This is a genomic window from Klebsiella sp. JB_Kp004, from assembly GCF_040065795.1.
Lineage (GTDB): Bacteria > Pseudomonadota > Gammaproteobacteria > Enterobacterales > Enterobacteriaceae > Klebsiella > Klebsiella quasipneumoniae.
In genome coordinates this window covers 1-25,259 of record NZ_JBEAKW010000008.1, presented here as the reverse complement: position 1 = coordinate 25,259, position 25,259 = coordinate 1, and the positions used below count along the sequence as shown (strand labels likewise).

Genomic DNA, 25,259 nt, shown 5'->3' with positions numbered 1-25,259 from the left:
CTAAAAACACCCCGTTTATATGCAGGCAAGTTCTTAGCTCTCGACGAAAAACAGGAACACGTGTCGCTGACAAGGGTTATGTTCAGTCGCCCCTGCCGGCGGCCTCTATCTCAGTAAAACCTGAATCAGCTGTACGAAGATATACACACCCGCTACCACTTGTATGATCCGAAAACCCCATCTGAAATAACGCCATTGATAACGTTCTCTGGCATCAGCCGCTTCAATGGCAGGATCAAAACGTTTTCTTTTCCTGGTTCTGAATGTATCGAATCCCCACAGGATGAGAAGAAAGATGATGATGACTTTTTCAACGATAAGATGGTTCACAAAGAGAGACTCCGGTCTTCTCACGGTTACAGGCAGAATAGAGAAACCGGCTGGAGGCAGCCACCACTAAATGTAGGGGTACCTGAAGACGCAAGCCAGGCATTCCAGGATTGTCTATCTTATGACTGCGTTAACGCATAGCAACGCCATATAAAGTGACATTCATTTCCGCCCCATGCTGCCGGAGTCCCCTTCCCCGAAGCATCAGGCTGGGTGATAAACCGATGGCGGCTGCCCGGTCACGCGGCGGAACATGGTGGCGAAAGAGGACGCATTGTCGTATCCAAGAGATAATGCCACTTCGTTCACCGGTTTCCCTGCTATCAACCATGCCATGGCGCTCACCACACAGGCTCGCTGTCGCCAGGCGGAAAATGACAGGCCCAGCTGCTTCAGGAAATGGCGACGAAAGGTACTAGGACTCATAAACAGCGCTCTGGCCCAGCGCGCCGCAGGATCATGGATAGAGGGGTTAAGCAAGAAAGCCTGACAAAGCGCCAGCAGCGCCGGATGCTGCGGCAACGGAATGTCAAATTCGCGGACCGGCATGGCGGCCAGTTCCAGCAACATCAACTGTATCAGCATGCGATCGCGTGGGCTGTCGTACAACGGTGGTAAATCCACAGCCTCAAGCAGTAGCTGGCGCAACAGCGGCGAGACGCTGATCACTTCGCAACGACGGTGTTTAATGAAAGCGGTCACATAATCTGGCTCAATATATAAGCTACGCGTGGTCACCCCCACAAATCTGACGGCGTGCACAGTTTCAGGAGGGATCCAGACAGCATGTTGCGGAGGAACCACCCATTCTCCGTCCTGAGTGGTGACATACATCAGTCCGGTCGCGCCATACAGTAGCTGTGCGCGACGATGCTGGTGCGGTGGCAGGATAAACCCTTGCGCATAGTCATTACCTAACGCCACCACTTCGCGATCGAGCCGATCGACTTCGTCAATTTTTACGTTGCGCACACCTGCCTCCCTTTGACCGATTTACAAAGGTAATTGAGCGCTACGCAAATGGGAAGCCGTACGCGACCGGTATAAGCTGCTCGCTCATTTTCAGGTCGGGGATACTCTCTTGAATGAGATCGTTATTATTGCGCTGGCTGGCTTTACGACCGGCATTACCACAGTCCTGTTCGGCTTCGGGGGTGGCTTTGTGGTGGTGCCATTTGTCTATCAACTGATGCTTCGGCAGCCGGAACTCACGGGAAACGCCATGCATGTCGCGGTGGCTACCTCAACGGCGGTGATGATATTTAACGCCGGCTGGGTCAGCTATCGAAACTGGCGGGCTGGCAAGCTTGCCGCGCAGACGCTGTTCCCGTTGTTATGGTTTATTGCCATTGGGGCGGTGGTCGGCTCCTGTCTGGCGGGGATATTGAGCGAGAAGATCGTTCGCGCGCTGTTTATTCTCTATATGCTGGCAACCATCAGCGATTGTTTGTTGCGCAAAGGTTTTTTCACGGGCAGCGCTCGGCGTCGCCTGTCCCTGCCAGTGGTCACTGGCGGCGGTATGATTATCGGCATGATTGCCGCATTGCTGGGCGTGGGTGGCAGCGTCATGACGGTGCCCCTGCTACGGCGACACGGGTATGAGATGCAGGAGTGCGTTAGCGCATCCAACCCGCTTTCTTTGCCCGTGGCGCTATGCGGGGCTGTGACCTATGCCGTCATTGGCTGGCACAGCATTCCGCTGAGCGGATTTCTTGGGTTTATCAGCCTGAAAATTTTGGTCCTGCTCGTCCTGACCGGCTGGGCCGGGATAATGTTTAGCCGCCGGGCTATCCCTGCAGTACCAGATGTATGGTATGCACGCATCTATGTGCTGCTGTTGTGCCTGGTACTCCTCGCCATGCTTATTCAATAATCAAAATACATCCTGGTGAACCGGTTCAACAGACGCGTTCGGGCGATGCCCTCTCCCTGGGGAGAGGGCCTGGTGAGTGGCAGCAAGCTAACCGCGATACGGATGGACCTCGCGCCAGTGGTCGGCGATCTGCTGCCGGGTGCAGACCCATACCTTGTCGTGCTGCTGGATATAGTCAAGGAAACGCTGCAGCGCGCGGAAACGGCCCGGACGCCCCAGCAGCCGGCAATGCATCCCCACGGACATCATCTTCGGCGCGGTTTCCCCCTCGGCGTACAGCACGTCAAAGCTGTCTTTCAGGTAGGTATAAAACTGCTCCGCGGTGTTGAACCCCTGGGCGGTGGCAAAGCGCATGTCGTTGGCGTCGAGGGTGTAAGGCACGATCAGGTGCGGTCGACGGCTGCCATCGCTGCAGGCCACTTCGCTCCAGAAAGGTAAATCATCGCCGTAATAATCGCTGTCGTAGTCAAAGCCGCCGTGCTCCACCACCAGCTGGCGGGTGTTGGGGCTGTCGCGGCCGGTATACCAGCCGGTGGGCGGCTTGCCGAACAGATCGGTCAGCACCTGCACCGCTTTGTGCAGATGCTCGCGCTCCTCGGCGATATCCATGTGCTGATAGTGGATCCAGCGCCAGCCGTGGCTGACCACATCGTAATCCGCGGCCTTGATTGCCGCCACAATCTCCGGATGCCGCGCCAGCGCCATCGCCACGCCGAAGACCGTCAGCGGCAGCCCGCGCTGGCTAAATTCGCGATGGATGCGCCAGAACCCGGCCCGACTACCGTATTCATAGAGAGAGTCCATCGACATATGGCGCGCCGGGTAGCTGGCGGCGCCGATAATATCGGACAGGAACTGTTCCGAACCCGCATCGCCATGCAGGACGTGGTTCTCAGCGCCTTCCTCATAGTTAAGGACGAACTGCACCGCGATCCGCGCCCCGCCCGGCCAGCGCGCGTGCGGCGGCTGCCCTGCATAACCTCGCAGATCGCGAGGATAGTGTTCCTGGTTCTCAACCATCTCCTGCCCCTTTTAAAATGGATTTAACGACTGAAACTGTCCGCTTAACGCTTTTTTCTCCGGGAACGCTAAGTCCCCGTGCTTGCTGGTCGCCAGCCCCAGCGCGACCAGCGACTCGACCATCTTCACCGCCGCGCTGACGCCGTCGATCACCGGCACCCGCAGCTCGCGGGTCAGCTCCTGCGCCAGCGTCGCCATCCCGCCGCAGCCAAGGACAATCGCCCCGCTGCCATCCTCTTTCAGCGCGCGGATGCAGCGCTCACGCACTTTCTCCTGCGCCAGGCCGCTGCCGTCTTCCAGCGCCAGCACCGGTAAATCAATGGCGTGCAGCGCCGCGCAGTGTTGATGAAAGCCGTACTGGTGCAGCAAATGGCGGGCGATGATCAGCGTGCGCGGCAGCGTGGTCACAATGGAGAACCGGGTGGCGACCATTGTCGCCATATGCATCGCCGCTTCCGCAATGCCGATCACCGGCCCCTGAGCCAGCTCGCGCGCCGCCAGCAGCCCCGGGTCGCCGAAGCAGGCGATCACATGCCCATCCACTCCCTGCTCGCGTCCGGCCCTGATCTGCTCCAGCACGCCGACCGCCGCGATGGCTTCGTCAAAGTGGCCCTCTATTGACGGCACGCCGGCGCGGGGACAGACCGCAAGGATCTCGGTGCCAGGCGCGGCGACCGCACGCGCGGCGGCGCCTATCGTTTCGGTCATCGCCAGGCTGGTGTTGGGGTTGATCACTTGTATACAAACGGAAGACATCACGACTCCTTGTGGCCGGCGAACAGCCGGGAAAAATCGGGCAGACTGACGCCATCGCGCTCGAAGCACAGGCTGGCGACAATATGATCAAAATGGTGCATCAGCGCCTCGCTAAGCGGCTGCAGGGCTTTATCCCGCAGCAAACCGACCAGCTGCTGGTGATCGTCGCAACGGCAGCCCTGGCGCCAGGGTGCGCCCCAGGCGGCAATCACTAACGAGGAGCGCTGGCTGAGGCGGGTCACCATCTCGGTGAGTACCGGGTTGCCGGAGATAGCCTGCAGCTGAATATGAAAGTCAGCGGAGTGGCGGATCGCCGCCGGGCCGTCGTGCGCCTCATGGGCCTGCTGTTCACGCTGGATAATGTTCTCCAGCGCCGCCAAATGCGGCGGCTGACAGCGCGCGATCACATCGGGCAGATTAGCGACCTCAAGCAGCGCCCGGGTGCGAAAGATCGCCTGGGACTCTTCCACGCTCGGGCTGGTGACGTGTGCACCACGTTTGGGCGTTAACGTGACCAGTTGCACAGCGGCGAGTCGTTGCAGCACCTTTCTGATGCCGGTGCGGCTCACGGCGAAAACTTCCGCCAGCGCCTCTTCCGGCAGTTTACTGCCCGGCGGCAGCTGATGTTCGACGATAGCCGTCATCAGCGCCTGGTAAATGCTTTCGTCCTTATCCTGCAGCGCTGGCGCGGCCTGGAGACGATGTTCATTATTCATTAACCCACTCCGGTTTCACTTATCGATAGCAGATCGTATACATAAATATTATTTTTTGTATACAAGATTCATCATTCTGGCCTGGATCCTGCAATAGCCTCAGCAATCCATATCAAAGGGTTTTCATTCAGAGGAGCAGGTTTCATGCCACATTCATCCCACACGCAGCAGACGAAGACTCACGAGGCGGCCGCCGGCTACAGTCCGCGGCTATGTAATGACGATCTGGCGCCCACCCGCGACCAGAACTGGAGCTGGTACAATATCTTTTCATTCTGGATGTCGGACGTGCACAGCATGGGCGGCTACGTGGTGGCGGCAAGCTTCTTTACGCTTGGGCTGGCCAGCTGGCAGGTTCTGCTCTGCCTGCTGGTGGGCATCTGTATTGTGCAGCTGTGCGCTAACCTGGTGGCGAAGCCCAGCCAGATGGCCGGGGTGCCTTACGCGGTGATCTGTCGCCAGGCGTTCGGTGTCTTCGGCGCCAATATCCCGGCGGTGATCCGCGGGCTGATCGCCTTCGCCTGGTACGGTATTCAGACCTATCTGGCGGCAAACGCCCTGATGCTGGTCCTGCTCAAGTTCTGGCCCTCCCTTGCCTCGCTGACCGGCAGCAGTTTCCTCGGGCTGTCGACGCTCGGCTGGCTGTGCTTCGCCACCATGTGGCTGCTGCAGGCGATGGTTTTCTGGCACGGCATGAACGCCATCAAGCGTTTTATCGACATCGCCGGTCCGGCGGTCTATGTGGTAATGCTGGCCCTGGCGGGCTGGATTGTATACAAGACCGGTCTCGACGGGATCTCCTTTACCCTCGCCAGCAAATCCCTGAGCGCCGGAGAGCAGACCTGGCAGATGATCACCGCCACGGCCCTGGTCGTCTCCTACTTCTCCGGGCCGCTGCTTAACTTCGGCGACTTTTCCCGCTACGGCAAAAGCATGGGCGAGATCCGCCGCGGCAACCGCTGGGGTCTGCCGTTTAACTTCCTGCTGTTCTCGGTGGTCACCGTGGTGATTGTCTCCGGCACCCAGTCGCTGTTCGGCAAAATGATCACCGACCCGATTGAAACCGTCAGCCGTGTGGGCAACGATCTGGCGGTGGCCATCGGCCTGCTGACCATGATCACCGCCACCATCGGCATCAATATCGTGGCTAACTTTGTCTCGCCGGCCTTCGATTTTTCCAACTGCGCGCCGCAGAAAATCAGCTTCCGCGCCGGCGGGATGATCGCCGCGGTGGGGTCGATACTTCTGACGCCGTGGAACCTGTTTAACTCACCGGAACTGATCCACTATACCCTCGACGTGCTGGGCGCCTTTATTGGCCCGCTGTTTGGCATCCTGATCGCCGACTTCTATTTAATCAAACGCGGCCGGGTATCGGTGGACGACCTGTTTGACGATACGCCGAAGGGTAAATACTGGTACCGCAACGGCTTTAACCCGAAAGCCATTGCCGCCCTGCTGCCGTCGGTGGGCCTGGGGCTGATTATCAGCTTTATTCCGGCCCTGCACGAAGTGGCGAACTTCAGCTGGTTTATCGGCGTCTTCCTCGGCGCGACCACCTACCGCTGGCTGGCTCGCGACGAGCGTGAAGTGGCGGCGAAAGCCGCCTTCCGCTCCGGCGCGGTGGCGCAAAAAGAGTAACCTTCCCCTTCTGCCGCGGCGACTGGCCGCGGCAGGCTGCAAACTGGCACCAATCTTGCTGTTTATCACTATTCCCTGAGCGTTAAGAGAAGGCAGGTTCGATGATGGATTACCAGACCGCGGTGCGCGGTGCATTTTTTGATATCGCCGGCGTGGCGGAGACGCCGGATGAGGTGGCCGCCCAGGCCCGCTATCTCAATGATGGCCTGTTGTTCTTGCAGGACGGGAAAATTGTTACGCTGCTGCCATGGCAGGAGGGTGAAGCCTTTCTGCATCCGCTGAAGGGCTATGTTGACCTGCGGGGTAAGCTGCTGTTGCCGGGGTTCGTCGATGCCCATGTCCACTATCCGCAGACCGAAATGATCGGCGCCTTTGGCGAACAGCTGCTGGAGTGGCTTACCACTTACACCTTCCCGGTGGAGAGCCAGTTTGCCGATGCGGAGTATGCCCAGGAGATAGCGCAGTTTTTTGTCAATCAGCTGATTAGCCATGGCACCACCACCGCGCTGGTGTTTTGTACCCTGCATCCGGCCTCGGTGGAGGCGTTGTTCAGCGAAGCGCTGCGCCTGAATATGCGCCTGATCGCCGGAAAAGTGATGATGGATCGCCATGTGCCAGACTATCTGTGCGAAACCGCCGGGGAAAGCTACGAGCAGACCCGGACGCTGATCCGCCGCTGGCATCAGCGCGGCAGGCTGGGGTATGCCATCACCCCGCGCTTTGCCCCCACCTCGACGCCGGCGTTGCTGGAGGCGGTGCAGCGTCTGCGGGCCGAGTTTCCCGATACCTGGCTGCAGACGCATCTCAGTGAAAACCGGGAGGAGATCGCCTGGGTTAAACAGCTGTGGCCGGAGCATGCACGCTATCTGGATGTCTATCATCATTACCAGCTCACCGGCGAACGCAGCGTATTTGCGCACGGGATCCATCTTGATGATGCCGAGTGGCAGTGCCTGCATGACACCGGGTCCGCCGTTGCCTTCTGTCCGACCTCGAATCTGTTCCTCGGCAGCGGGCTGTTCCCCCTGCCCACCTGCTGGCAGCACCGGGTGCGGATGGGCATCGGCAGCGACGTCGGGGCCGGGACCACCTTCAGCATGCTGCGAACGCTGGGTGAGGCCTACAAGGTAGGACAACTACAGAGCTATCGCCTGCGTGCCAGCGAGGCCTTCTATCACGCCACTCTCGGCGGGGCGCGCGCCCTGCGGCTGGAAGAGAAGATTGGCAATTTTCAGCCGGGCAAAGAGGCCGACTTTGTGGTCATTGACCCGGCAGTCACTCCGCTGCAGCGTCTGCGGATGGGCCGCTGCCATGATATTTATGAGCAGCTGTTCGTACTGATGACCCTGGGCGATGAGCGCAATATCAGCGAGACGTGGGTGAACGGCGAGCGGGTGTGGTGTCAGGATTGATCCTCGCCCTGGCCCTCTTCAAAAGGGAGAAGGCGCTGGCTGGGTTAGCGGCATTCAAAAACTCATCGCCAGGCCGAGGCCATAGCCCGTGGTGTTATTGCCGAACATATAGCGCGCCACCAGCCGGGTGCGGGTGATAAAGACCGGGTATTTACTGCTGTCCAGTTCGAGACCAACCCCCAGGGAGGTCAAACCGGTAAAACCCAGCGCCCCTCGCTGGTCGCCGATAAATTCAGTATGCGCGCCCTCCAGCACGTAGCGCAACGGGTTGCCCAACAGCGTCCAGTCAGCGATCGGCGCGCGGCGGCGCAGATACAGGCCGAGGTTCTCCGCGCTGGCTTCGCCCTGCACCACCTCGGCGCTGCTGCCGAAACTTTGCAGACGCATATAGGAGTAACGCAGTTCGGCATCAATATCCTGGGTGGCGGAGAAGCGTTCATAATCCAGCATCAGCGCCCCGCCCAGCCCCCAGGCGTTGAAGCGTCCGCCGTCAAGAAACTGCAGATCGGCGTTGGTTTTTCGCTCTATGACCCAGCGGCCAAGGCGTACATCGCTGGCCAGGGTGCCCAGCATCACATTGACGATCGGCCGCAGCACCAGGTTACCTCCGAGGCTGTCCCGGTGCAGCGAAAAATCCCAGCCGACGCCGCCGGTGGTGGTCAGACTGTTCCATTTGGTCGGCACATTCCGCGTCTGTTGGCTATTGCTGACGACGAATCGCGGGTCGTAACGGCTGTAGCCCATTGTGCCTTCGAGGTAAAGAGGAAACGACTCGCTCAGGGTGGCCCCGCCGCCAAACTGGGTGATGGTCAGGTTGTGTTTATCGTTGCTCCCGGAACCGATGTTGAGATCGCTGGCGGTCACGTCGGGAACCACGGTATAGCTCATCAAGGTCAATACCGCATCGGCACGTTGTTTAATCGCGTGCCCGTCCGCCGCCAGCGTCGTCGGCGCAGAAAGAGAGACTACCGACAGCAGAACGAGAAGACGCACCATACGTTGTTTGCCACCTCAAACACAGGCTAATCTTATTACCACCCGTTACAGCAGGCTGGCTCATCCTCAGTATAGTCGGCGAGCGCGAATCAGGCTGCGCCACCGCTATTGCGCAACAGTTCCGCACTGTCAAAAGGCATGCGCGTTACCCGGTTGCGCCCGTCATTTTTCGCCGCATACAGCGCTTTATCGACGCGGTAAAACAGCTGATCAATCGCTTCGCCATCATGATGCTCGGCGACGCCGATGCTGACGGTGACCGACAGCGTCTGATATTCGCTGACCGCCTGGCGGATCGCCTCCGCCACCATCAGCGCCCGGGCAATCGGCGAATGGGGCAAAAAGAGCAGAAACTCCTCGCCTCCCCAGCGATATATCTTATCTTCACGGTCCACCGAGGTTTCCAGAATGCGGGAGATCACCAGCAGAACTTCATCGCCTTTTTGATGACCGTGAATATCATTAATACTCTTGAAATGATCGATATCGATTAACAACAGACAAAAACCATGGGCGACAAACGACGGCGCGTCGACGAGCCGGTAAAATTCGCGGCGATTTAACAGTCCGGTTAAGGGATCGTGGGCGGCGGAAAATTCCAGCTCTTTTTTCAGATGCACTTCTTCGGTGATATCGTGAATGATGCATAACATCAGCCGGATATTATACAGCACCACCGGCCCGGCATAGGTTTGAACATGGCGCAGCGAACCGTCAGCCAGAATATGAGTAAAATTAAGCGGCTTATGCCCGCCGGGCATATTGGCAATGTTATTCATAATGGGGATCACATCCCGACCCAGGGTATTAATTTGCCAGGTATGTTTAGTGCGCATTTCCTCATCGGAATAATGATAAAAGCGCAGCGCGGCAATATTGGCATCGACAATCCGGCCCTCTTTCTGAGGATCGATCAACAGCATCGGTGCGGTATTGGTCATAAAAAAGCGGGCAAAAAAGCCATTGTTCCGCCGCTGGTAGCGGCGGGAGCCGGTATGAATCGACTGATTTTGCGCGAGCAGCTTCACCGCTTCGAATAACAGTAAGGTGCCGCTGTCCTCGGTCTCCACCAGGGTGGTTTTACAATATACCGACTGCAACCCTTTGGCGGTCTGCAGCGTCCAGACTTCAAATATCTCAGTCATGGCGTCGAGATAGCGCAAATAATGCTGCAGCTGCGTTTCCGGGCAGGTGGAATAGATACCGTTGCGCATCTCATGCAGCGACATATCGCCGCTCAGCGTCCGGGAAGCCTGATTGGCATAGACCACACACTCTGTAAAAGGATGGACTACCCAGATCGGGGTGCTTAATACATCAAAAACAGCCAGTTCTTTTAATAACATACAGGCCCCAAACCGACCCACTCCCGGCGCGGAACGGCACATCATTCAGTGCAGCCCTGACGCTGGCATAAAGTGATAGCAAAAATAATCGAGTAACCGTGATTACGCGCGTGCGCGGCAAGTATAGTCGGTTCCTGGCCCAGCGACGCCCACCCGGAGCGACTTTGCGCACGGTTTAACCGACAGAGGAGACACTGCCTTTATTATTAATTTTATTTCAATAGCATAGCAGCAATGCCAGAACGGGTAGTCGCTTTTGATCACAGACTGTGTATACCCGTCACACTTTACGCTGCAGGGGCGCAGGCTTGTGCCGTGGCACGCAGATGGCCGTTGTTCTGCTCAGCGTTACCATGATAGTTTCTATCATAACGCTCATTTTCAATGGTCATCACAGTGAAAAAATCCGCCAGCAAAATCACGCTTACTGACATTGCGCGCGAAGCCAACGTCGGCGTGGCCACCGTCGACCGGGTACTCAACAAACGCGCGGCGGTGAAAGAATCTACCGCGTACCGCGTGCTGGAGGCCGCCCGGCGGCTGGGGTTTACGCTCGAACAGCCGCACTATCGCCTGGCCGCCGGCAAAGCGCCGGTTACCGTCAGGATGGGCTTTATTTTGCTGCAGGAGACCCACTCCTTCTACCTGCCGCTGGCGAGGGCGCTCGCAAGAGAGGCCGCGCCGTGGCTGCCGGCGGGCGAGACGCCGGCGATCCTGCATTTTGCCATTGATGCGGTGGAAGCGATGGCCCAGGCCATTCACCGGCTCAGCGATGAGGTGGAGGTGCTCGGCCTGGTGGCGCTGGATCACCCGCTGATTCGCCATGCGGTGGGCCGGGCCGCCGCCCGCGGCGTTCGCGTATTCACCCTGCTTTCGGATCTGTCGGTTCCCCAGCGCAGCGGCTATATCGGCCTTGATAACCAAAAAGCCGGGCGCACCGCCGCCTGGTTTATCGACCGCTTATGCCGTGGCGAAGGCGAAATAGCCATTATCATTGGCGATAATCGTTTTACCTGTCAGGAAAGCTGTGAGATCAGCTTCCGCTCCTGTCTGCGCGAGCAGGGTAAAGGGCAGCAGATCCTTGAGCCGGTTCGCAGCCATGAACGGGCGGATGTCGCCAGAAGCGTAACGGAACAGCTGCTCAGCCAGTACCCGGCCCTGCAGGCGATCTATGCTCCCTGCGGCGGCATTGAAGGGATTGTCGGGGCGCTGCGCGACAGCGGCCGCCAGCAGGCCGTCACCCTGGTCTGCCATGGCCCGCTAAGCGACAGTGAACTGGCCCTGATCGATGGCACCATCGATGTCATTCTCAACCACCGGCTGGATGACTTTGCCGCCGCCACCCTTCGCGCCATGACGGAAGCCGTTTCGCGGCCGCCCAGCGAAGTGATTTCGCACCCTCAGCCTTTCGATATCATCACCAAAGAAAATATGTAAACGCCCGCCCCGTCGCCGACGGGGCGGCCTCACGCCTGGACCACGCCTGGACTCATTTTGATAAATAACTATCAAAAACAACCTCAATACAAATCATGATGGCCATCATAAAATTATCATTCCAATATTGTTGACCATGAAATTTTCATTCAATACTCAGCGGCATCCCCTGTGATAAAAGGAAGCCGACATGACCTATCCTATCGCCAACGCCCCCTGCAGCTGGGGCGTGGATGACCCGAAAAACCCTGACCTTCCCGCCTGGACTACCGTGCTGAAGGAGGCGGCGCAGGCCGGCTATCGCAGCATCGAGCTCGGCCCGTGGGGCTACCTGCCCACCGACCCGAGCAGCCTGCGCGCGGCGCTGGAACAGCATCAGCTGTCGCTGGTCGCCGGGACGATCTTTGACGATCTGGTGAGCGAAGACCATTATCCCACTCTGGAGGCGCTGACCCATCAAATCTGCCGCAATCTGTCGCAGGTTCCGACCGCCGCCCCCATCCCGGGGCACCCTTTCCAGCCGCCCTATCTGGTGATTATCGACTTCGGCAACCCCGAGCGGGCGCGCTTTGCCGGACGCAGCGCGCTGGCTCCGCGCCTCAATGACGCAGACTGGCAGCGGATGATGGCGCACATTACCGCCCTCAGCACCCTCGCCTGGCGGGAGTACGGCGTGCGGGCGGTTATCCATCCCCACGCCGGGGGCTGCATCGAATTTGCCGATGAAATCGAGCGGCTGGCCAACGCTATCCCGCACGACGTGGCAGGGTTGTGTCTGGATACCGGGCATCTCTACTACGCCGGAATGGATCCGCTCACCTGGCTGGATCGCTATTACGCGCGGCTCGACTACCTGCACTTCAAGGATGTGGATCCGCAGGTTTACCAGCGCGCCGTCGCCGAAGGCATCGACTTTTTCACCGCCTGCGCCGAAGGGGTGATGTGCCCGCTCGGCAGCGGCGCCATTGACTACCCGGCCATTAACGATTTTCTTGCCCGCCGCGGCTATCAGGGCTGGATAACCATTGAACAAGAGCGTGATCCGCGCCATGCCGCAGGCAGCCTGCAGGCGGTCACGGAGAGCCTGCGCTACCTGCGCGGCGTCGGATTCTGACAGGAGAACCCCATGATTAACGGTTTAAGACCGCTCGACCGCACCCTGCGCTGGGGCATGGTCGGCGGCGGCGGCAGCAGCCAGATCGGCTATATTCACCGCTCTGCCGCCCTGCGCGATAACACCTTTGCGCTGCTGGCCGGCGCCTTTGATATTGATGCCGATCGCGGGCGCCAGTTCGGTCAACAGCTGGGGGTCGATCCCGCACGCTGTTACGCCGATTACCAGAGTCTGTTTCGCGGCGAGGCTGCCCGCCCGGACGGTATTCAGGCCGTGTCGATTGCCACGCCGAATAACACTCACTATGCCATCTGTCGGGCGGCGCTGGAGGCCGGGCTGCACGTGGTGTGTGAAAAGCCGCTGTGCTTCAGCAGCGAAGAGGCGGACGAACTGGTGGCCCTCAGCCAGCGGCAGCGTAAGATCATCGGCGTGACCTACGGTTATGCCGGCCATCAGATGATCCTGCAGGCCCGGCAGATGATCGCCGACGGACTGCTGGGCGACATTCGTATCGTCAATATGCAGTTTGCTCATGGCTTCCACGCCCAGCCGGTGGAGCAGGAAAACGCCAGTACCCGCTGGCGGGTCGATCCCCGCTTCGTCGGCCCCAGCTATGTGCTGGGGGATCTTGCCACTCACCCGCTGTTTCTGGTCGAAACCATGGCCCCGCAGTTGAAGATCGCCCGGCTGATGTGCGCCAGACAAAGCTTCGTCAAAAGCCGCGCCCCGCTGGAAGATAACGCGCATGTGCTGATGGAGTATGACAACGGCGCCGTCGGCTCGCTGTGGAGCTCCGCCGTTAACTGCGGCTCCATGCACGGGCAAAAGGTGCGCATCGTGGGGGAAAAAGCCAGTCTTGAATGGTGGGATGAACAGCCCAACCAGCTGCGCTACGAGGTGCAGGGCGAACCGGCGCGCGTTCTGGAGCGCGGCATGGGCTATCTTGATCCGCTGGCGCGCCAGGACGATCGCATCGGCGGTGGCCACCCGGAGGGGCTGTTCGACGCCTGGTCGAATCTCTATCGCCGCTTCGCCATCGCCATGGACGCCGCTGACCGGCGTGACGAGGCGCTGTTGGCGGACTTCTGGTATCCGGACGCCCGCGCCGGGGCGTTCGGCGTCCGCTGGGTGGAAAACTGCGTACGCTCTGCCGACAACGGCGCCTGTTGGGTCAACTTCCGCTAATTCGCCGGCTCAGGGCCTCGCCCTGAGCCTTTCTCGCTACTTCTCAATGCGCGCCAGCTGGGTTTTATCGGCCTCGCGGGCGCGATCGGCCAGCCCCTGAAACGCGGCAGCGCCATAGTATTGCTCAGGAACCGGCAGCGCCTGCATATCGTGCCCCGGATAGATCTGCAGCTCGCCGAGGTCGCGCAAGCGGAATCCCCCCACCTGCGCCGGCATGGTCAGGCGATATGGCGGCATGGTTTCGAAAGGGACCGGCGTCGGCAGCCGGTTTTCCTGTAGATCGTAATTACGCTTCAGCACCAGAAACTTATCCGGCACCCGGCGGCGACTGTTCCACCAGTCGCCATCGATCCGCTGGAACATCGCTTCCGTCTCCCCTCGCGTGGCCACCATCAGCCGGGTCAGCGCCTTTTTCAGCGCCGCCTCCATGGCCCGGTTATACGCTTCCACCGACCCGCCGTGGCCGCTAAGGATGACATTAATCGCCAGCCTGGCGCCCAGTAAGTTGGAGTAGAGATCCTCCGGCGAAAACGCGGAGATCTCCTCTGAAAACCCGGGCACTGACTGGAAGCCATACCACTGAGCGATCTCATGCCACTGGGCGATTTCGAAGGCCAGGTGCCCGGCGAGCCAGGCCGCCAGCTGATAGCGTTGCCTGACCCCCGGCGGCGGCGTAAAGGCATTGAGCTGAACGCGGCGCACCCCCAGCTCTTCGCTGTAGAATATGCGCCCCGCCTGGCCCAGCGTCGGCGAAATGCGATTGAACAGATAAAAGGTGTAATCCGCCGTGTCGCGCACATGGGCAATATCGATAAACCCGCCGCGACGGGTATAGATAAGCCCGTTTTGCTCCTCGCTCAGTCCCAGCAGATTTTTCACCGCCCCGAGCGCGCTGTCGTTGTAATGGTGCTTGCCCAGGGTATCCAGGGTCAGCACGTTACCAATCTGATACACCGGGATCGGAATGCCCACCGCCCGCACGTGCAGGTCGTAACCAAAGGCGCAGCATGGCCGCAGCGATTCCGGCGGCGACAGCTCGCCCAGGGTGGGCGCAGGATGGATCTCCGTCACCGCGGGCAACACCGGGTCCTGCGCCAGCGCCGGCAGCGCCAGCGCGAATAACAGCCATAAGGCTTTACGCATCAACAGCCTCTCCACAGCAACAAAAGAGCGCGCATCTTACCGGCAGACGGCGCCTGCAGTTTTAGTTAAAAACGGTATTCACCGGAGACAAAGAAGCTGTTGCGGTCGTTAAAACCGAATTCAGTCAGCACGTTAAAGTTTTTGGTGACCTCATACTGGGCGCCAATCAGCATATTCCACGGCGAGGTCAGCTTCTGCTTAACGTCGAATTTGCCCTCGCCGTCTTTATTCACCGCGGCAATAAGGGGCTGCAGCTCTGGCGGCATGTGCAGGTCGGCGAGATCGCCCTTAAACTCCTGCTGCACGTCCTGATACATGCTCCCGACCCACAGGCTGAGATGGGACGGCCCGTCGATCCCCTGAAAACTGAAACGGTAGCCGACGCGCGGCGAGACGGTGACCGCCGAAATGCTGCCGTCGAGGATATCGAAGTCGGTGCGGGTGTAGTTAGTATCCACTAACCCAAACCAGTTGCCGTAGCCGCCGGCGAGCGTAAAGCCGGCCCCCCAGGTGGTGCCTTTAAAATCAAGCTTAAAATCAATATCCTGCAACTTCCCGCTCTGATAAAGCTGGTGAACCGCGCCGGCGATGGCCCGATCCAGGCCGCGAAACTGCGATGGGTCTGAATCCACTGAAACCTGGGAGACGGACGACCCGCGGGTATGCCCCACCAGTCCGTATACGTTAAGGAACGGAAAGACCCACATATCCAGGCGCAGGTTTTCGGTTTTGCTCTTCTCGCGGGTGTGTCCGGCATCGATGGCGAACATATCGCTGGGAATGGGATGATTGCCGAGCTTAAGCCCGGAAAAGGTAATACTGTCGACCATGATATCCTGGCGGATATTCATATAGCTCAGGTTGACGCCGTAGGGTAACGGAATGGAATATCCTCTGGCGCGAGCCTCATCGCCCCAGATCGGAAAATAGCTGTCGTTCTCGTCCGGCTCCGCAGCCGACGTGCCCCAGGCCGCTAACAGCAGCGTTAACACCGCGCCGGATGTTCTCATTTTTGTTCTCATGTGTAGTTATAAACCCGAACCGACATTGAAATAGACCGCCTGCTCATGCTCGCTGAACGCCACGTCAATCCCGGTACGCAAACCGTACTGTCGCGCGATCAGGTAACGAAAACCGGCCCCCCATGCCACCTCTGACTGTTCCCATAGCGTTTCCGCCGCGTCCGCCGCGCTCCCGGCGCCAACGAATCCCTGCAGGATCCAGCGCGGAGTGACGGCCCAGGCCAGCTGGGTTTGCGCCGTGGCCACGTAGTCGCCCTGATAGCGGTAGCGCGAAATCCCACGCAGCGCGATGTAAGGACGCGCCATCGGCATCAGGTGCTTATCATGGTGGGTTAAGGACTGATAATTGCCCGCGATCGCCAGGGTCAGCGTCTGGCTGAGCGGAATAAACACCTTCCCGTCCAGCGAAAACGTGTTGTAGTGATAATCGCCCCCGAGCAGCGAACGGAAAAACCGATATTCGCCCTTCAGCGCTAACCCACTCTGAGGATAGAAAATATTATCGGTAGTGTCATATTCCGCCACCACCCCCAGCGCCGAAGAGGTGCTGTTTTGCCCGAGCACCTGCTGCCAGACCCGGTTGACCCGCGGATTATCGAAAGCGACATCCGCCCGGGCATACACCTGGGAGGCCCCGAGGAACACCGGCGTATCGCCCACGCGAAACAGCAGCTTTTGCAGCGCGGCGACCCCTTTGGTCTGCGTCTGCACCGGTTTAGCATGGCTGAAGCCGCCGATGTCGCCGGAATAGATATCCAGATTGACGTTAGCGTAGCCGGCTCCCGCCAGGTAACGAATGCGATCATGCCGCCAGGTGTGACGATGGCCGCCGCCAATAAACCAGGTGCCATTCTGCGTGGCGGCCCCGCCGAAAGCGGTGAGCGGCGGAGGAATAAACTGCCCGCCCTCCCGGCTGCCTTTACCGTGTAAAAACAGGCCAAACAGTCCGCCGCCATAGCCGATCGCCGGCTCGGTTATCGCCAGCGGCACCGGCAGAAAACCGTAACGGTTTTCCGCCAGATACTGACTCATGTCGAGCATGCTATCTTCCGCATCGAAGAGATCGGCGGCATCGCCAGGCGGGCACAACAGGAACAGAAGCGCCAGCGCGGACAGCGGGAATTTCATGCTCACTCCAGGGCGTTGGGGCGCGCACGACACGCGTGGCGAACAGGATTATTACAACGGAATAATGAAAATATAACGTAACCGGAGAACCCTCACCAACGCGCAGCGGCCTGTTTTTCGGGTTTTTTTGTACAAAAAAGAGCTGGCCGTCACAGAAAAACACCTTCGCGCCGCCGGACGGCGCGATGATTGTATTCATAAGGTGAAAGTCGTATAACATAGCGCTACCGAGGGGTGTCCCGTGAGGGCTGAGATGGCGCAAGCCGAACCCTTTGAACCTGATCTGGGTCATGCCAGCGAAGGGACGGGTCGGCAATTTTGCCAGCATTACCGCCATTGCCTGTTCACCCCCCTGCACGCCCGGATCTCCCCTGCATAAATGGAGGTCCTGTGATTGTTCCCGCGTTTAGCCAAGGTCTTTATGGCCGTTTACGCCAGCTGGCCGCCGCTGACTGGCAGCACTATGTGGCGCACCCTTTCGTCCAGCAGCTTGCCGAAGGCACCCTGGCGAAAAGCGCGTTCCGTCGCTATCTGACCCAGGATTATCTGTTTCTGATCCATTTCGCCCGCAGCTACGCGCTGCTGGTGAGTAAACTGCGCACGCTGCCGGAGATGCGCGCCGCGGCCGCCTCCATGAACGCCATCCTTAACGAAGTGCCGCTGCACGTCGGCTACTGCGCCCAGTGGGGCATTAGCGAACCGGAGATGGCCGCCCAGCCCGAAGCGCCAGAAACCATCAATTACACCCGCTACGTGCTGGATATCGGTCATTCAGGCGACGCGCTGGATCTGCTGGTCGCCCTGATGCCCTGCGTGGCGGGTTACGCCGAAATCGGTCTGGGCCTGCTGCATCACCCCTCCACCCGACTGGAGGATAATCCTTACGCCTCGTGGATCCGTAACTATGGCGATGAAGGCTATCTGCAGGGCGTCAGCGCCGCGCTGGCGCTGCTGGAGACCGTGTGGCAACAGCGCGGAAGCGAGGCCCGCCTCGCCGGGCTGAGCGACATCTTCACCACCGCCACCCGCCTGGAGGCGCAGTTCTGGCAGATGGGGCTCAACGCCGCGGCGGAGTCCCGGGCGTGACGGCGCCAGGTATCGAGGTCCGTAAGCTGAGCCTCCATTTCGGCGACCGCCGCCTGTTCGATAACCTGTCGCTGACGGTCCCCGGCGGCCAGTGGGTGTCGCTGCTCGGCGCCAGCGGGGCCGGTAAAACCAGCCTGCTGCGGGTCATGGCCGGCCTGGCCCCCGCCACCCGCGGGGAAGTGGTCGCCAGCGACGGAAAGCCGATACCCGGCCGCCTGGCGTGGATGGGGCAGAAAGACCTGCTTTACCCCTGGCTGAGCGTTCGGGAGAACGTCGCCCTCGGCGCGCGGCTGCGCGGTGAGAAAGTGGATCACGCCCGGGTCGCCACCCTGCTTGAACAGGTGGGGCTCGCCTCCAGCGCCGACGCCCGGCCGGCGACGCTCTCCGGCGGGATGCGTCAGCGCGCCGCGCTGGCCCGCACCCTGTATGAGGACCGGCCCATCGTGCTGATGGATGAGCCCTTCTCAGCGCTGGACACCCTCACCCGCACGCGTATTCAGACCCTCGCGGCCACTCTGCTGGCGGGGCGCACGGTGGTGCTGATCACCCACGATCCGCTGGAAGCCTGCCGGCTGAGCCACCGTCTGCTGGTCCTCTCGGCCGCCGACGGGGAGATCGACGACAGCCATCACCTCACCGGCGCGCCTCCGCGCGCGCCGGATGCGCCCGAGCTGTTGAACGCCCAGGCGGCGCTGCTGCAGCAGCTGATGAGGGCCCACTCATGACTGGACGTCTCTGGCGCGGCGGCATGGTGTTCTGCGGACTGATGCTTCTCTGGGGGCTGGCCAGCCGCAGCGGCATTCCGCACTTTCTTTTACCCTCCCCGGCGGCGGTCGCCGAGGCGCTGTGGGTCAATCGCGCCTATCTCGGCTGGCACACGCTGATTACCCTCAGCGAGATCCTCAGCGGCCTGGCGCTGGGGGTGGCGCTCGGCGTCACGCTGGCGCTGGGCATGATCCTCTCCCCGCGCCTGCAGCGCTGGCTGATGCCGCTGGTGCTCACCAGCCAGGCGATCCCGGTCTTTGCCCTCGCCCCGCTGCTGGTTCTGTGGCTGGGGTTTGGCATGAGCGCCAAAGTGGCGATGGCGGTGCTGGTGATTTTCTTTCCCGTCACGTCCGCCTTCTTTGACGGCTTGCGACGGGTCAACCACGAGTATCTCGATCTGGCGCGCAGCATGAACGCCTCCTTCGGCGCTCAGCTGCGGCATGTCCGCCTGATGGCCGCCCTGCCGGCGCTGGGCTCGGGCCTGCGCATGGCGGCGGCGGTGGCCCCCATCGGCGCCATTATCGGCGAATGGGTCGGCTCCGCCGAGGGGCTGGGCTACGTCATGCTTAATGCCAACGCGCGGCTGCAAACCGATATCTGCTTCGCCGCGCTGTTTATTTTAGTACTGCTGACCCTCTTCCTGTGGCTGGCGGTAGACACCCTGCTGCACCGGTTGATCGACTGGTCGCCGGAATAATCATGAAGTAATAAAGGAAAACAGATGAAAACGTCGCTTTTCGCCGGAGCAACCCTGACGGCGCTGCTCAGCGGTCACGCGCTGGCCAATGAACCGCTCACCCTGGTGCTGGACTGGTATATTAACCCCGACCATGCGCCGATTATGATGGCCGAGCAGATCGGCGCCTTTAAGGCCCAGGGTCTGGACGTCAAGATTGTTCCCCCGTCGGATCCGGCGCTGCCGCCCCGCATGGTGGCCGCCCGTCAGGCGGACCTGGCCATCACCTACCAGCCGCAGGTGCACTTCTTCGCTGACGAAGGGTTACCGCTGGTGCGCGTGGGCACCCTGATCGGCTCGCCGCTGAACACGGTGATCGCCCTGGATAAGCAGATCAAAACCCCGGCGGATCTGCAAGGCAAGAAGGTGGGTTACTCGGTCAGCGGCATTGAGCAGGCCACCCTGTCGACCATGGCGCAGCATGCGGGGATCGATCCGGCCAGTATCAAGCTGGTCAACGTCAATTTTCAGCTGACCAGCGCTCTGCTGGCGGGCCAGGTGGACGCGGTCATCGGCGGTTATCGTAATATAGAAGCGCAGGAGCTGAAGCTGCAGGGCAAAGCCCCGGTGGTGATGAACGTTGAGGATTATGGCGTACCGGCCTATGACGAGCTGGTGATTGTCGCCCACCGCGACGCGATTCATGAGGCGAAAATCCGTAAATTCCTCACCGCCCTGCAGGCCGGGGTCAGCTACCTGCGCGCGCATCCGCAGGAGAGCTGGGAGGCGTTCGCCGCCGCCCATCCGGAGCTGAAGACCGAGCTTAACCATCAGGCGTGGCTGCAAACCGTGCCGCTGTTCGCCGCCGATCCGGCGGCGCTGGATAAAGCGCGCTACGACACTTACGAACAGTTTTTATATAACAATAAGTTGGTGAAAAAAGTTACACCTTTAACAAATTATGCGGTTGAGCTGCATTGACTCTTGCCATCGCTGACGGAAGGCTTTCCGTCAGCGATTTAACGCAGCGGCAATAAAAATATAGAGACTTTCTCACTAATAATTACACTTTAAAGGGTTATCGTTACTCTGGTTTGTTTTATTATAATTCAGCAGGTTACGTTAATTTTTACCCCAGTAAGAATAGCGTCAAAATAACGCAATCAATAAAACGTTGAATGCGGATTTAAAAAGCCATATATTGTGCGCGCTTTATGAATGCCAATTCAATTCCTTACACCAATTATTCAACCAGCGTTCAACCGCAATGCTGGTTGTGGGAGTGATATGATGACGGATAAAGTCCGTATTGATACTTTACGTGCCGATTTATTAGACGCAAACAACGAAACCTTTTTGGCCCGTCAGGCCGAATTCGAATCGAATGTCAGGAGTTACCCGCGTAAGTTACCGCTGGCTATCACTAAAGCTGAAGGCGTGTGGCTGACGGATGCGGATAACAAACAGTACCTGGACTGCCTTGCCGGCGCCGGTACTCTCGCTCTGGGCCACAACCACCCTGATGTATTGCAGAGCATCCAAAGTGTCATTACCAGCGGCTTGCCGTTACATACTCTCGATCTGACTACCCCGTTAAAAGATCGTTTCTCCGAATACCTGCTCTCTTGCCTGCCGGGCGAAGGGAAAGAGTATTGCCTGCAGTTCACCGGTCCTTCCGGCGCTGACGCCGTGGAAGCGGCGCTGAAGCTGGCGAAAAAATACACCGGTCGTACGTCAGTGATCAGCTTCTCCGGCGGCTATCACGGGATGACCCACGGCGCGCTGTCGGTCACCGGCAACCTGTCGCCGAAAGCGGCGGTCAACGGCATGATGCCGGAAGTGCAGTTTATGCCTTACCCGCACCTGTACCGCTGCCCGCTGGGCATCGGCGGCGAAGCCGGCGTCAAAGCGCTGACCTACTACTTCGAAAACCTGATCAACGACGTGGAGAGCGGCGTCCGTAAACCGGCGGCCGTGATCCTCGAAGCCGTTCAGGGCGAAGGCGGCGTGAACCCGGCGCCGGTCGAGTGGCTGCAGCGCATCCGCAAAGTGACCGAAGAGCACGGCATTCTGCTGATCGTTGATGAAGTGCAGGCCGGCTTTGCCCGTACCGGTAAATTCTTCGCCTTCGAACACGCCGGTATTCAGCCGGACATCATCGTGATGTCGAAAGCGGTTGGCGGCGGTCTGCCGCTGGCGGTGCTGGGCATTAAAAAGCAGTTCGACGCCTGGGAACCGGGTCACCACACCGGCACCTTCCGCGGCAACCAGCTGGCGATGGCTACCGGCCTGACCACCCTGCGTCACCTGCGCGACAACAACATTGCCGACAAAGTCGCCGCCCAGGGCGAGTGGCTGAAAGGCAAACTGGCGGAGCTGCAGAAGCGCTACCCGGTCATTGGCCACGTTCGCGGTCTCGGTCTGATGATCGGTATCGAAATCGTCAAGCCGAACGACGCGCAGGATCACATGGGCTGCTACCCGGCTGACGGCGAACTCTCTGCCCTGCTGCAGAAGAAATGCTTCGAAGCGGGCCTGATTCTGGAGCGCGGTGGTCGTCACGGCTGCGTGCTGCGCCTGCTGCCGTCCCTGCTGATCAGCGACGCGGAACTGAATGTGTTCCTCGACAAATTTGAACAGGCCCTGCTGGCCGCCGGTGTGAAACCGGTCTGAGTGGAGTCAGTGACCACCATGTCCACATTGAATCCGATTCTTGCTGGTTCGGCGCAGAGCGTTGAGGCTTATCAGCAGGTTATCGAGCAGACCAGTCAGGCCGTTGTGCAGTGGCTGAAGCAACCTGAGATGTATCAGGGGAAAAGCGTTGACGAACTGCGTGAGCGTATCTCCCTTGAATTTAACGAACAGGGGTTGGGTAACCAGGCGGCGATTGATCGTGCGATCGAGTACTTCCTGAAAGACAGCCTGTCGGTGCATCACCCACAGTGCGTGGCGCACCTGCACTGCCCGAGCCTGGTGATTAGCCAGGCGGCGGAAGTGCTGATCAACGCCACCAACCAGAGCATGGACTCCTGGGATCAGAGCCCGTCGGCGACCATCATTGAGATGAAGCTGATCGAGTGGCTGCGCGCCCGGGTCGGCTATCCGGCAGGCGACGCCGGCGTCTTCACCAGCGGCGGCACCCAGAGCAACCTGATGGGCCTGATGTTGGCGCGCGACGCCTTCTTCGCCCGTCAGGGACACTCCATCCAGCAGGATGGACTGCCGGGGGATATCCGCCAGTACAAAGTGCTGTGCTCGGAAAACGCCCACTTCTCGGTGCAGAAGAACATGGCGCTGATGGGCCTCGGCTACCGCTCGGTTACGCTGGTGAAAACCGACGAATTCGCGCGGATGGACGTGGCCGACCTGCAGGCGAAGATTGCGCAGGCGCAGGCTAACGGTGAACAGATCATGGCGATCGTCGCCACCGCCGGGACCACCGACGCGGGGGCTATCGACCCGCTGCGCGACATCGCTGGTATCGCTGCGGAGCATCAGATCTGGCTGCACGTTGACGCGGCCTGGGGCGGCGCGCTGCTGCTGTCTGAGCAGTATCGCGACTATCTTGACGGTCTGGAGCTGGTGGATTCCGTTACCCTGGACTTCCACAAGCAGTTCTTCCAGACCATCAGCTGCGGTGCCTTCCTGCTGAAGGATGCCCGCCATTACGAGCTGATGCGTTATCAGGCGGCCTATCTGAACTCCGAGTTCGATGAAGAACACGGCGTGCCGAACCTGGTCTCCAAATCGCTGCAGACCACCCGCCGCTTCGATGCCCTGAAGCTGTGGATGGGCCTCGAAGCGCTGGGGCAGAAACAGTATGCGGCGATCATCGATCACGGCGTCACCATGGCGAAAAACGTCGCGGAGTACGTGAAGTCGCAGCCGACGCTGGAGTTGGTGATGCAGCCGCAGCTGGCGAGCGTGCTGTTCCGTTCCCGTCCGGCGCAGATGGCGCAGAGCGACGCGGCGGCTATCGCCCTGCTCAACCAGCGCGTCGGCGACGCCCTGCTGGCTTCCGGCCGCGCCAACGTTGGCGTGACCGAGCACAACGGCGTTACCTGCCTGAAGCTGACCCTGCTGAACCCGGTGGTGACGCTGGATGATGTGAAGGTCCTGCTGAGCCTGGTGGAGCGCACCGCTCAGGAGCTGCTGGCGCAATAATCTGCCTGAGCGAGGCGGCGCCTGTCGCCCCGCTCAGCGGCCAGCCCTGCCTGCACTAAGCCGATAAGTTCCCTTATCGGCTTTTTTTATGCCTGCCTGCGCGACTTCTACGCTTCTCGCCGCAGGGTCCGTTGACGCCTGCCCGCCGCGATGCCACAGTAAGGTCCCGATAATGGCAATCGCCAGAATCCAACGTCCCGGTAATAAGGATGATAATGGAGAAACGCTTACCCGGCCTCGATCTCGACGCCCTGCGCAGCTTTGTGACCGGCATGGAGTGCGGCAGCTTCGCCCTGGCGGCGCAGCGTCTGGCGCGCTCCACCTCCGCCGTCAGCGCCCAGCTCAAAAAGCTGGAGAGTCAGTGCGGCGCCGCGCTGGTGGTTAAACAGGGGCGGCACCTGGCACTGACCGCGGAGGGCGAAAAGCTAATGAGCTACGCCAGACGGCTGCTGGCGCTCAATGATGAAACCCTGCGCGCGCTGCAGGGCGAACGGCTCACTGGCGAAATTCACCTTGGCATGCAGGAAGATTTTGGCGAATCGCTGATGCCGGGGATCCTTGGGCAGTTTACCCGCCACCATCCGCAGGTGCGGATCGTCGCCAGGGTGGATCGCAATGGCCCGCTGCGCCAGGCGCTGGCGGAGCAGACGCTGGATCTGGCGCTGCTGTGGCAAACCGAAGATCAGGGCCCCGGGCTGGGCCGCTGCCCGCTGGCGTGGATTGCGCATCCTGACTTTGACGTTCGCGCGCGGCTGGCGTCCGGCGAGCCGCTGCCGCTGGTGATGTTCGACAGCCCGTGCCTGATGCGTTCCCGCGCTATTGCCTGTCTCGATGCCGCAGGGATCCCCTGGCAGGTGGTGTTCGTCAGCCACAGCCTGAGCGGCATCTGGGCGGCGGTGCAGGCCGGCCTGGGGCTGACGGTACGCAGCCGCATCGGCATGCCAGGCAATCTGCGCCCCGCCGGCGGATCACTGCCATCCCCCGGCAACCTGGCCGTCAGTCTGCAACAAACCCCGCGTCAGGAACCCCATTCCGCCGCGGTCACGCTGCTCGGCGAACTGATGTCCGAAGCCCTGCAGGAGTGGGTTTTTCGGTGACAGTGTCACGCCAGTTTCCCTAACCCTCTCCCGGATGGAGAGGGAACCGTTCAGCAGCGTCTGTTACCCCGGCCAACATTTTGTCTCCACCCGCTACGTAACCCGCCTTACCGGGCCTGCACCCGGCACCGTAACCCCCCAGGCCGGGCAAGCGCAGCGCCGCCCGGCAATGGGCATCCATCACCCTTCCCGTTTCAACGCCCGGTGGCGGCTGCGCCTTACCTGGCCTGCACGCGGCTCCGTAACCCGCCTGGCCGGGCAAGCGCAGCGCCGCCCGGCAACAGGCATCCAGCGCCGTTCCCGCTTCGATGCCCGGTGGCGGCTGCGCCTTACCGGGCCTACATTCTCCCTG

The 25,259-nt window shown here is 60.2% G+C and carries 22 protein-coding genes, 1 pseudogene and 1 riboswitch; of the genes and pseudogenes, 13 read left to right on the top strand and 10 right to left on the bottom strand.

The features are described 5' to 3' along the window. Positions 1 to 105: 105 nt before the first annotated feature. Complete coding sequence (locus tag ABLX76_RS10395) at positions 106 to 330, bottom strand: hypothetical protein (RefSeq protein WP_086075864.1); 225 nt, start codon at positions 328 to 330, stop codon at positions 106 to 108. 204 nt (positions 331 to 534) lie between these two features. Next, positions 535 to 1,302 (bottom strand): helix-turn-helix transcriptional regulator, encoded by a 768-nt coding sequence (locus tag ABLX76_RS10390; RefSeq protein ID WP_086075863.1) that lies wholly within the window; start codon positions 1,300 to 1,302, stop codon positions 535 to 537. A 109-nt stretch (positions 1,303 to 1,411) separates the two neighbouring features. Between ABLX76_RS10390 and ABLX76_RS10385 the strand changes: the two genes are divergently transcribed. Beyond that, the gene (locus ABLX76_RS10385) at positions 1,412 to 2,203 is read left to right on the top strand and encodes a sulfite exporter TauE/SafE family protein (RefSeq protein ID WP_241515967.1); all 792 of its coding nucleotides are present in this window, start codon (positions 1,412 to 1,414) and stop codon (positions 2,201 to 2,203) included. A gap of 87 nt (positions 2,204 to 2,290) precedes the next feature. On the opposite strand, the gene puuE is transcribed toward ABLX76_RS10385, so the two are convergent. The 3 genes and pseudogenes from puuE to ABLX76_RS10370 form a co-directional block, all read right to left on the bottom strand. Continuing rightward, positions 2,291 to 3,190, bottom strand: a complete 900-nt coding sequence (gene puuE / locus ABLX76_RS10380; protein WP_223171644.1) for an allantoinase PuuE — start codon at positions 3,188 to 3,190, stop codon at positions 2,291 to 2,293. Next, positions 3,114 to 3,979, bottom strand: a pseudogene (hpxA, locus tag ABLX76_RS10375) (allantoin racemase). The gene puuE and the pseudogene hpxA overlap by 77 nt, the downstream one beginning before the upstream one ends. Then, entirely contained in the window at positions 3,979 to 4,695 is a 717-nt protein-coding gene (locus tag ABLX76_RS10370; protein ID WP_002905523.1) for a GntR family transcriptional regulator, read from the bottom strand. Before ABLX76_RS10370 ends, hpxA begins: the two are co-directional and overlap by 1 nt. Positions 4,696 to 4,839: 144 nt before the next feature. Between ABLX76_RS10370 and ABLX76_RS10365 the strand changes: the two genes are divergently transcribed. Both ABLX76_RS10365 and guaD read left to right on the top strand, forming a co-directional pair. Continuing rightward, the gene (locus tag ABLX76_RS10365; protein ID WP_023289774.1) at positions 4,840 to 6,336 is read left to right on the top strand and encodes an NCS1 family nucleobase:cation symporter-1; all 1,497 of its coding nucleotides are present in this window, start codon (positions 4,840 to 4,842) and stop codon (positions 6,334 to 6,336) included. A 101-nt stretch (positions 6,337 to 6,437) separates the two neighbouring features. Next, positions 6,438 to 7,748, top strand: coding sequence for a guanine deaminase (gene guaD / locus ABLX76_RS10360; RefSeq protein ID WP_086075859.1), 1,311 nt, complete (start codon positions 6,438 to 6,440; stop codon positions 7,746 to 7,748). Positions 7,749 to 7,802: 54 nt separating this feature from the next. On the opposite strand, the gene ABLX76_RS10355 is transcribed toward guaD, so the two are convergent. Beyond that, complete coding sequence (locus tag ABLX76_RS10355; protein ID WP_348874477.1) at positions 7,803 to 8,744, bottom strand: hypothetical protein; 942 nt, start codon at positions 8,742 to 8,744, stop codon at positions 7,803 to 7,805. 89 nt (positions 8,745 to 8,833) lie between these two features. Continuing rightward, positions 8,834 to 10,090, bottom strand: a complete 1,257-nt coding sequence (locus ABLX76_RS10350; protein ID WP_348874476.1) for a sensor domain-containing diguanylate cyclase — start codon at positions 10,088 to 10,090, stop codon at positions 8,834 to 8,836. 396 nt (positions 10,091 to 10,486) lie between these two features. Between ABLX76_RS10350 and ABLX76_RS10345 the strand changes: the two genes are divergently transcribed. The 3 genes from ABLX76_RS10345 (at position 10,487) to ABLX76_RS10335 (ending at position 13,826) form a co-directional block, all read left to right on the top strand. Further along, positions 10,487 to 11,527 carry a LacI family DNA-binding transcriptional regulator gene (locus ABLX76_RS10345; RefSeq protein ID WP_101976439.1) on the top strand — a complete coding sequence of 347 codons (1,041 nt, stop codon included), beginning with the start codon at positions 10,487 to 10,489 and terminating at the stop codon, positions 11,525 to 11,527. A 190-nt stretch (positions 11,528 to 11,717) separates the two neighbouring features. Further along, complete coding sequence (locus tag ABLX76_RS10340) at positions 11,718 to 12,641, top strand: TIM barrel protein (protein ID WP_065883659.1); 924 nt, start codon at positions 11,718 to 11,720, stop codon at positions 12,639 to 12,641. A 12-nt stretch (positions 12,642 to 12,653) separates the two neighbouring features. Continuing rightward, complete coding sequence (locus ABLX76_RS10335; protein ID WP_023289780.1) at positions 12,654 to 13,826, top strand: Gfo/Idh/MocA family oxidoreductase; 1,173 nt, start codon at positions 12,654 to 12,656, stop codon at positions 13,824 to 13,826. A 36-nt stretch (positions 13,827 to 13,862) separates the two neighbouring features. On the opposite strand, the gene ABLX76_RS10330 is transcribed toward ABLX76_RS10335, so the two are convergent. From ABLX76_RS10330 to ABLX76_RS10320, 3 genes are all read right to left on the bottom strand, one after another. Continuing rightward, on the bottom strand, positions 13,863 to 14,969 hold the full coding sequence (locus ABLX76_RS10330; RefSeq protein ID WP_065883657.1) for a DUF4056 domain-containing protein: 1,107 nt from the start codon (positions 14,967 to 14,969) through the stop codon (positions 13,863 to 13,865). A 65-nt stretch (positions 14,970 to 15,034) separates the two neighbouring features. Continuing rightward, complete coding sequence (locus tag ABLX76_RS10325) at positions 15,035 to 15,979, bottom strand: hypothetical protein (RefSeq protein WP_065883655.1); 945 nt, start codon at positions 15,977 to 15,979, stop codon at positions 15,035 to 15,037. A gap of 18 nt (positions 15,980 to 15,997) precedes the next feature. After that, complete coding sequence (locus ABLX76_RS10320) at positions 15,998 to 17,119, bottom strand: BamA/TamA family outer membrane protein (RefSeq protein ID WP_064154579.1); 1,122 nt, start codon at positions 17,117 to 17,119, stop codon at positions 15,998 to 16,000. 220 nt (positions 17,120 to 17,339) lie between these two features. After that, positions 17,340 to 17,441: riboswitch (TPP riboswitch) on the top strand. A gap of 68 nt (positions 17,442 to 17,509) precedes the next feature. On the opposite strand from ABLX76_RS10320, the gene tenA reads away from it, so the two are divergent. The 7 genes from tenA to ABLX76_RS10285 all read left to right on the top strand — a co-directional run bounded on the left by tenA (position 17,510) and on the right by ABLX76_RS10285 (position 24,907). Beyond that, on the top strand, positions 17,510 to 18,205 hold the full coding sequence (gene tenA, locus ABLX76_RS10315) for a thiaminase II (RefSeq protein WP_065883654.1): 696 nt from the start codon (positions 17,510 to 17,512) through the stop codon (positions 18,203 to 18,205). Next, positions 18,202 to 18,930 carry an ABC transporter ATP-binding protein gene (locus ABLX76_RS10310; protein ID WP_048335802.1) on the top strand — a complete coding sequence of 243 codons (729 nt, stop codon included), beginning with the start codon at positions 18,202 to 18,204 and terminating at the stop codon, positions 18,928 to 18,930. Before tenA ends, ABLX76_RS10310 begins: the two co-directional genes overlap by 4 nt. Beyond that, positions 18,927 to 19,667, top strand: coding sequence for an ABC transporter permease (locus tag ABLX76_RS10305; RefSeq protein WP_032452953.1), 741 nt, complete (start codon positions 18,927 to 18,929; stop codon positions 19,665 to 19,667). Before ABLX76_RS10310 ends, ABLX76_RS10305 begins: the two co-directional genes overlap by 4 nt. A 24-nt stretch (positions 19,668 to 19,691) precedes the next feature. Beyond that, positions 19,692 to 20,627 (top strand): ABC transporter substrate-binding protein, encoded by a 936-nt coding sequence (locus ABLX76_RS10300; RefSeq protein ID WP_241515963.1) that lies wholly within the window; start codon positions 19,692 to 19,694, stop codon positions 20,625 to 20,627. A gap of 306 nt (positions 20,628 to 20,933) precedes the next feature. Further along, positions 20,934 to 22,319, top strand: a complete 1,386-nt coding sequence (locus ABLX76_RS10295; protein WP_072096675.1) for a diaminobutyrate--2-oxoglutarate transaminase — start codon at positions 20,934 to 20,936, stop codon at positions 22,317 to 22,319. A 9-nt stretch (positions 22,320 to 22,328) separates the two neighbouring features. Then, positions 22,329 to 23,810: an aspartate aminotransferase family protein gene (locus ABLX76_RS10290; protein ID WP_176377340.1), complete on the top strand. Its 1,482-nt coding sequence runs from the start codon at positions 22,329 to 22,331 to the stop codon at positions 23,808 to 23,810. A 203-nt stretch (positions 23,811 to 24,013) separates the two neighbouring features. Then, positions 24,014 to 24,907 carry a LysR substrate-binding domain-containing protein gene (locus ABLX76_RS10285; RefSeq protein ID WP_348874518.1) on the top strand — a complete coding sequence of 298 codons (894 nt, stop codon included), beginning with the start codon at positions 24,014 to 24,016 and terminating at the stop codon, positions 24,905 to 24,907. The last annotated feature ends 352 nt before the right edge of the window (positions 24,908 to 25,259 follow it).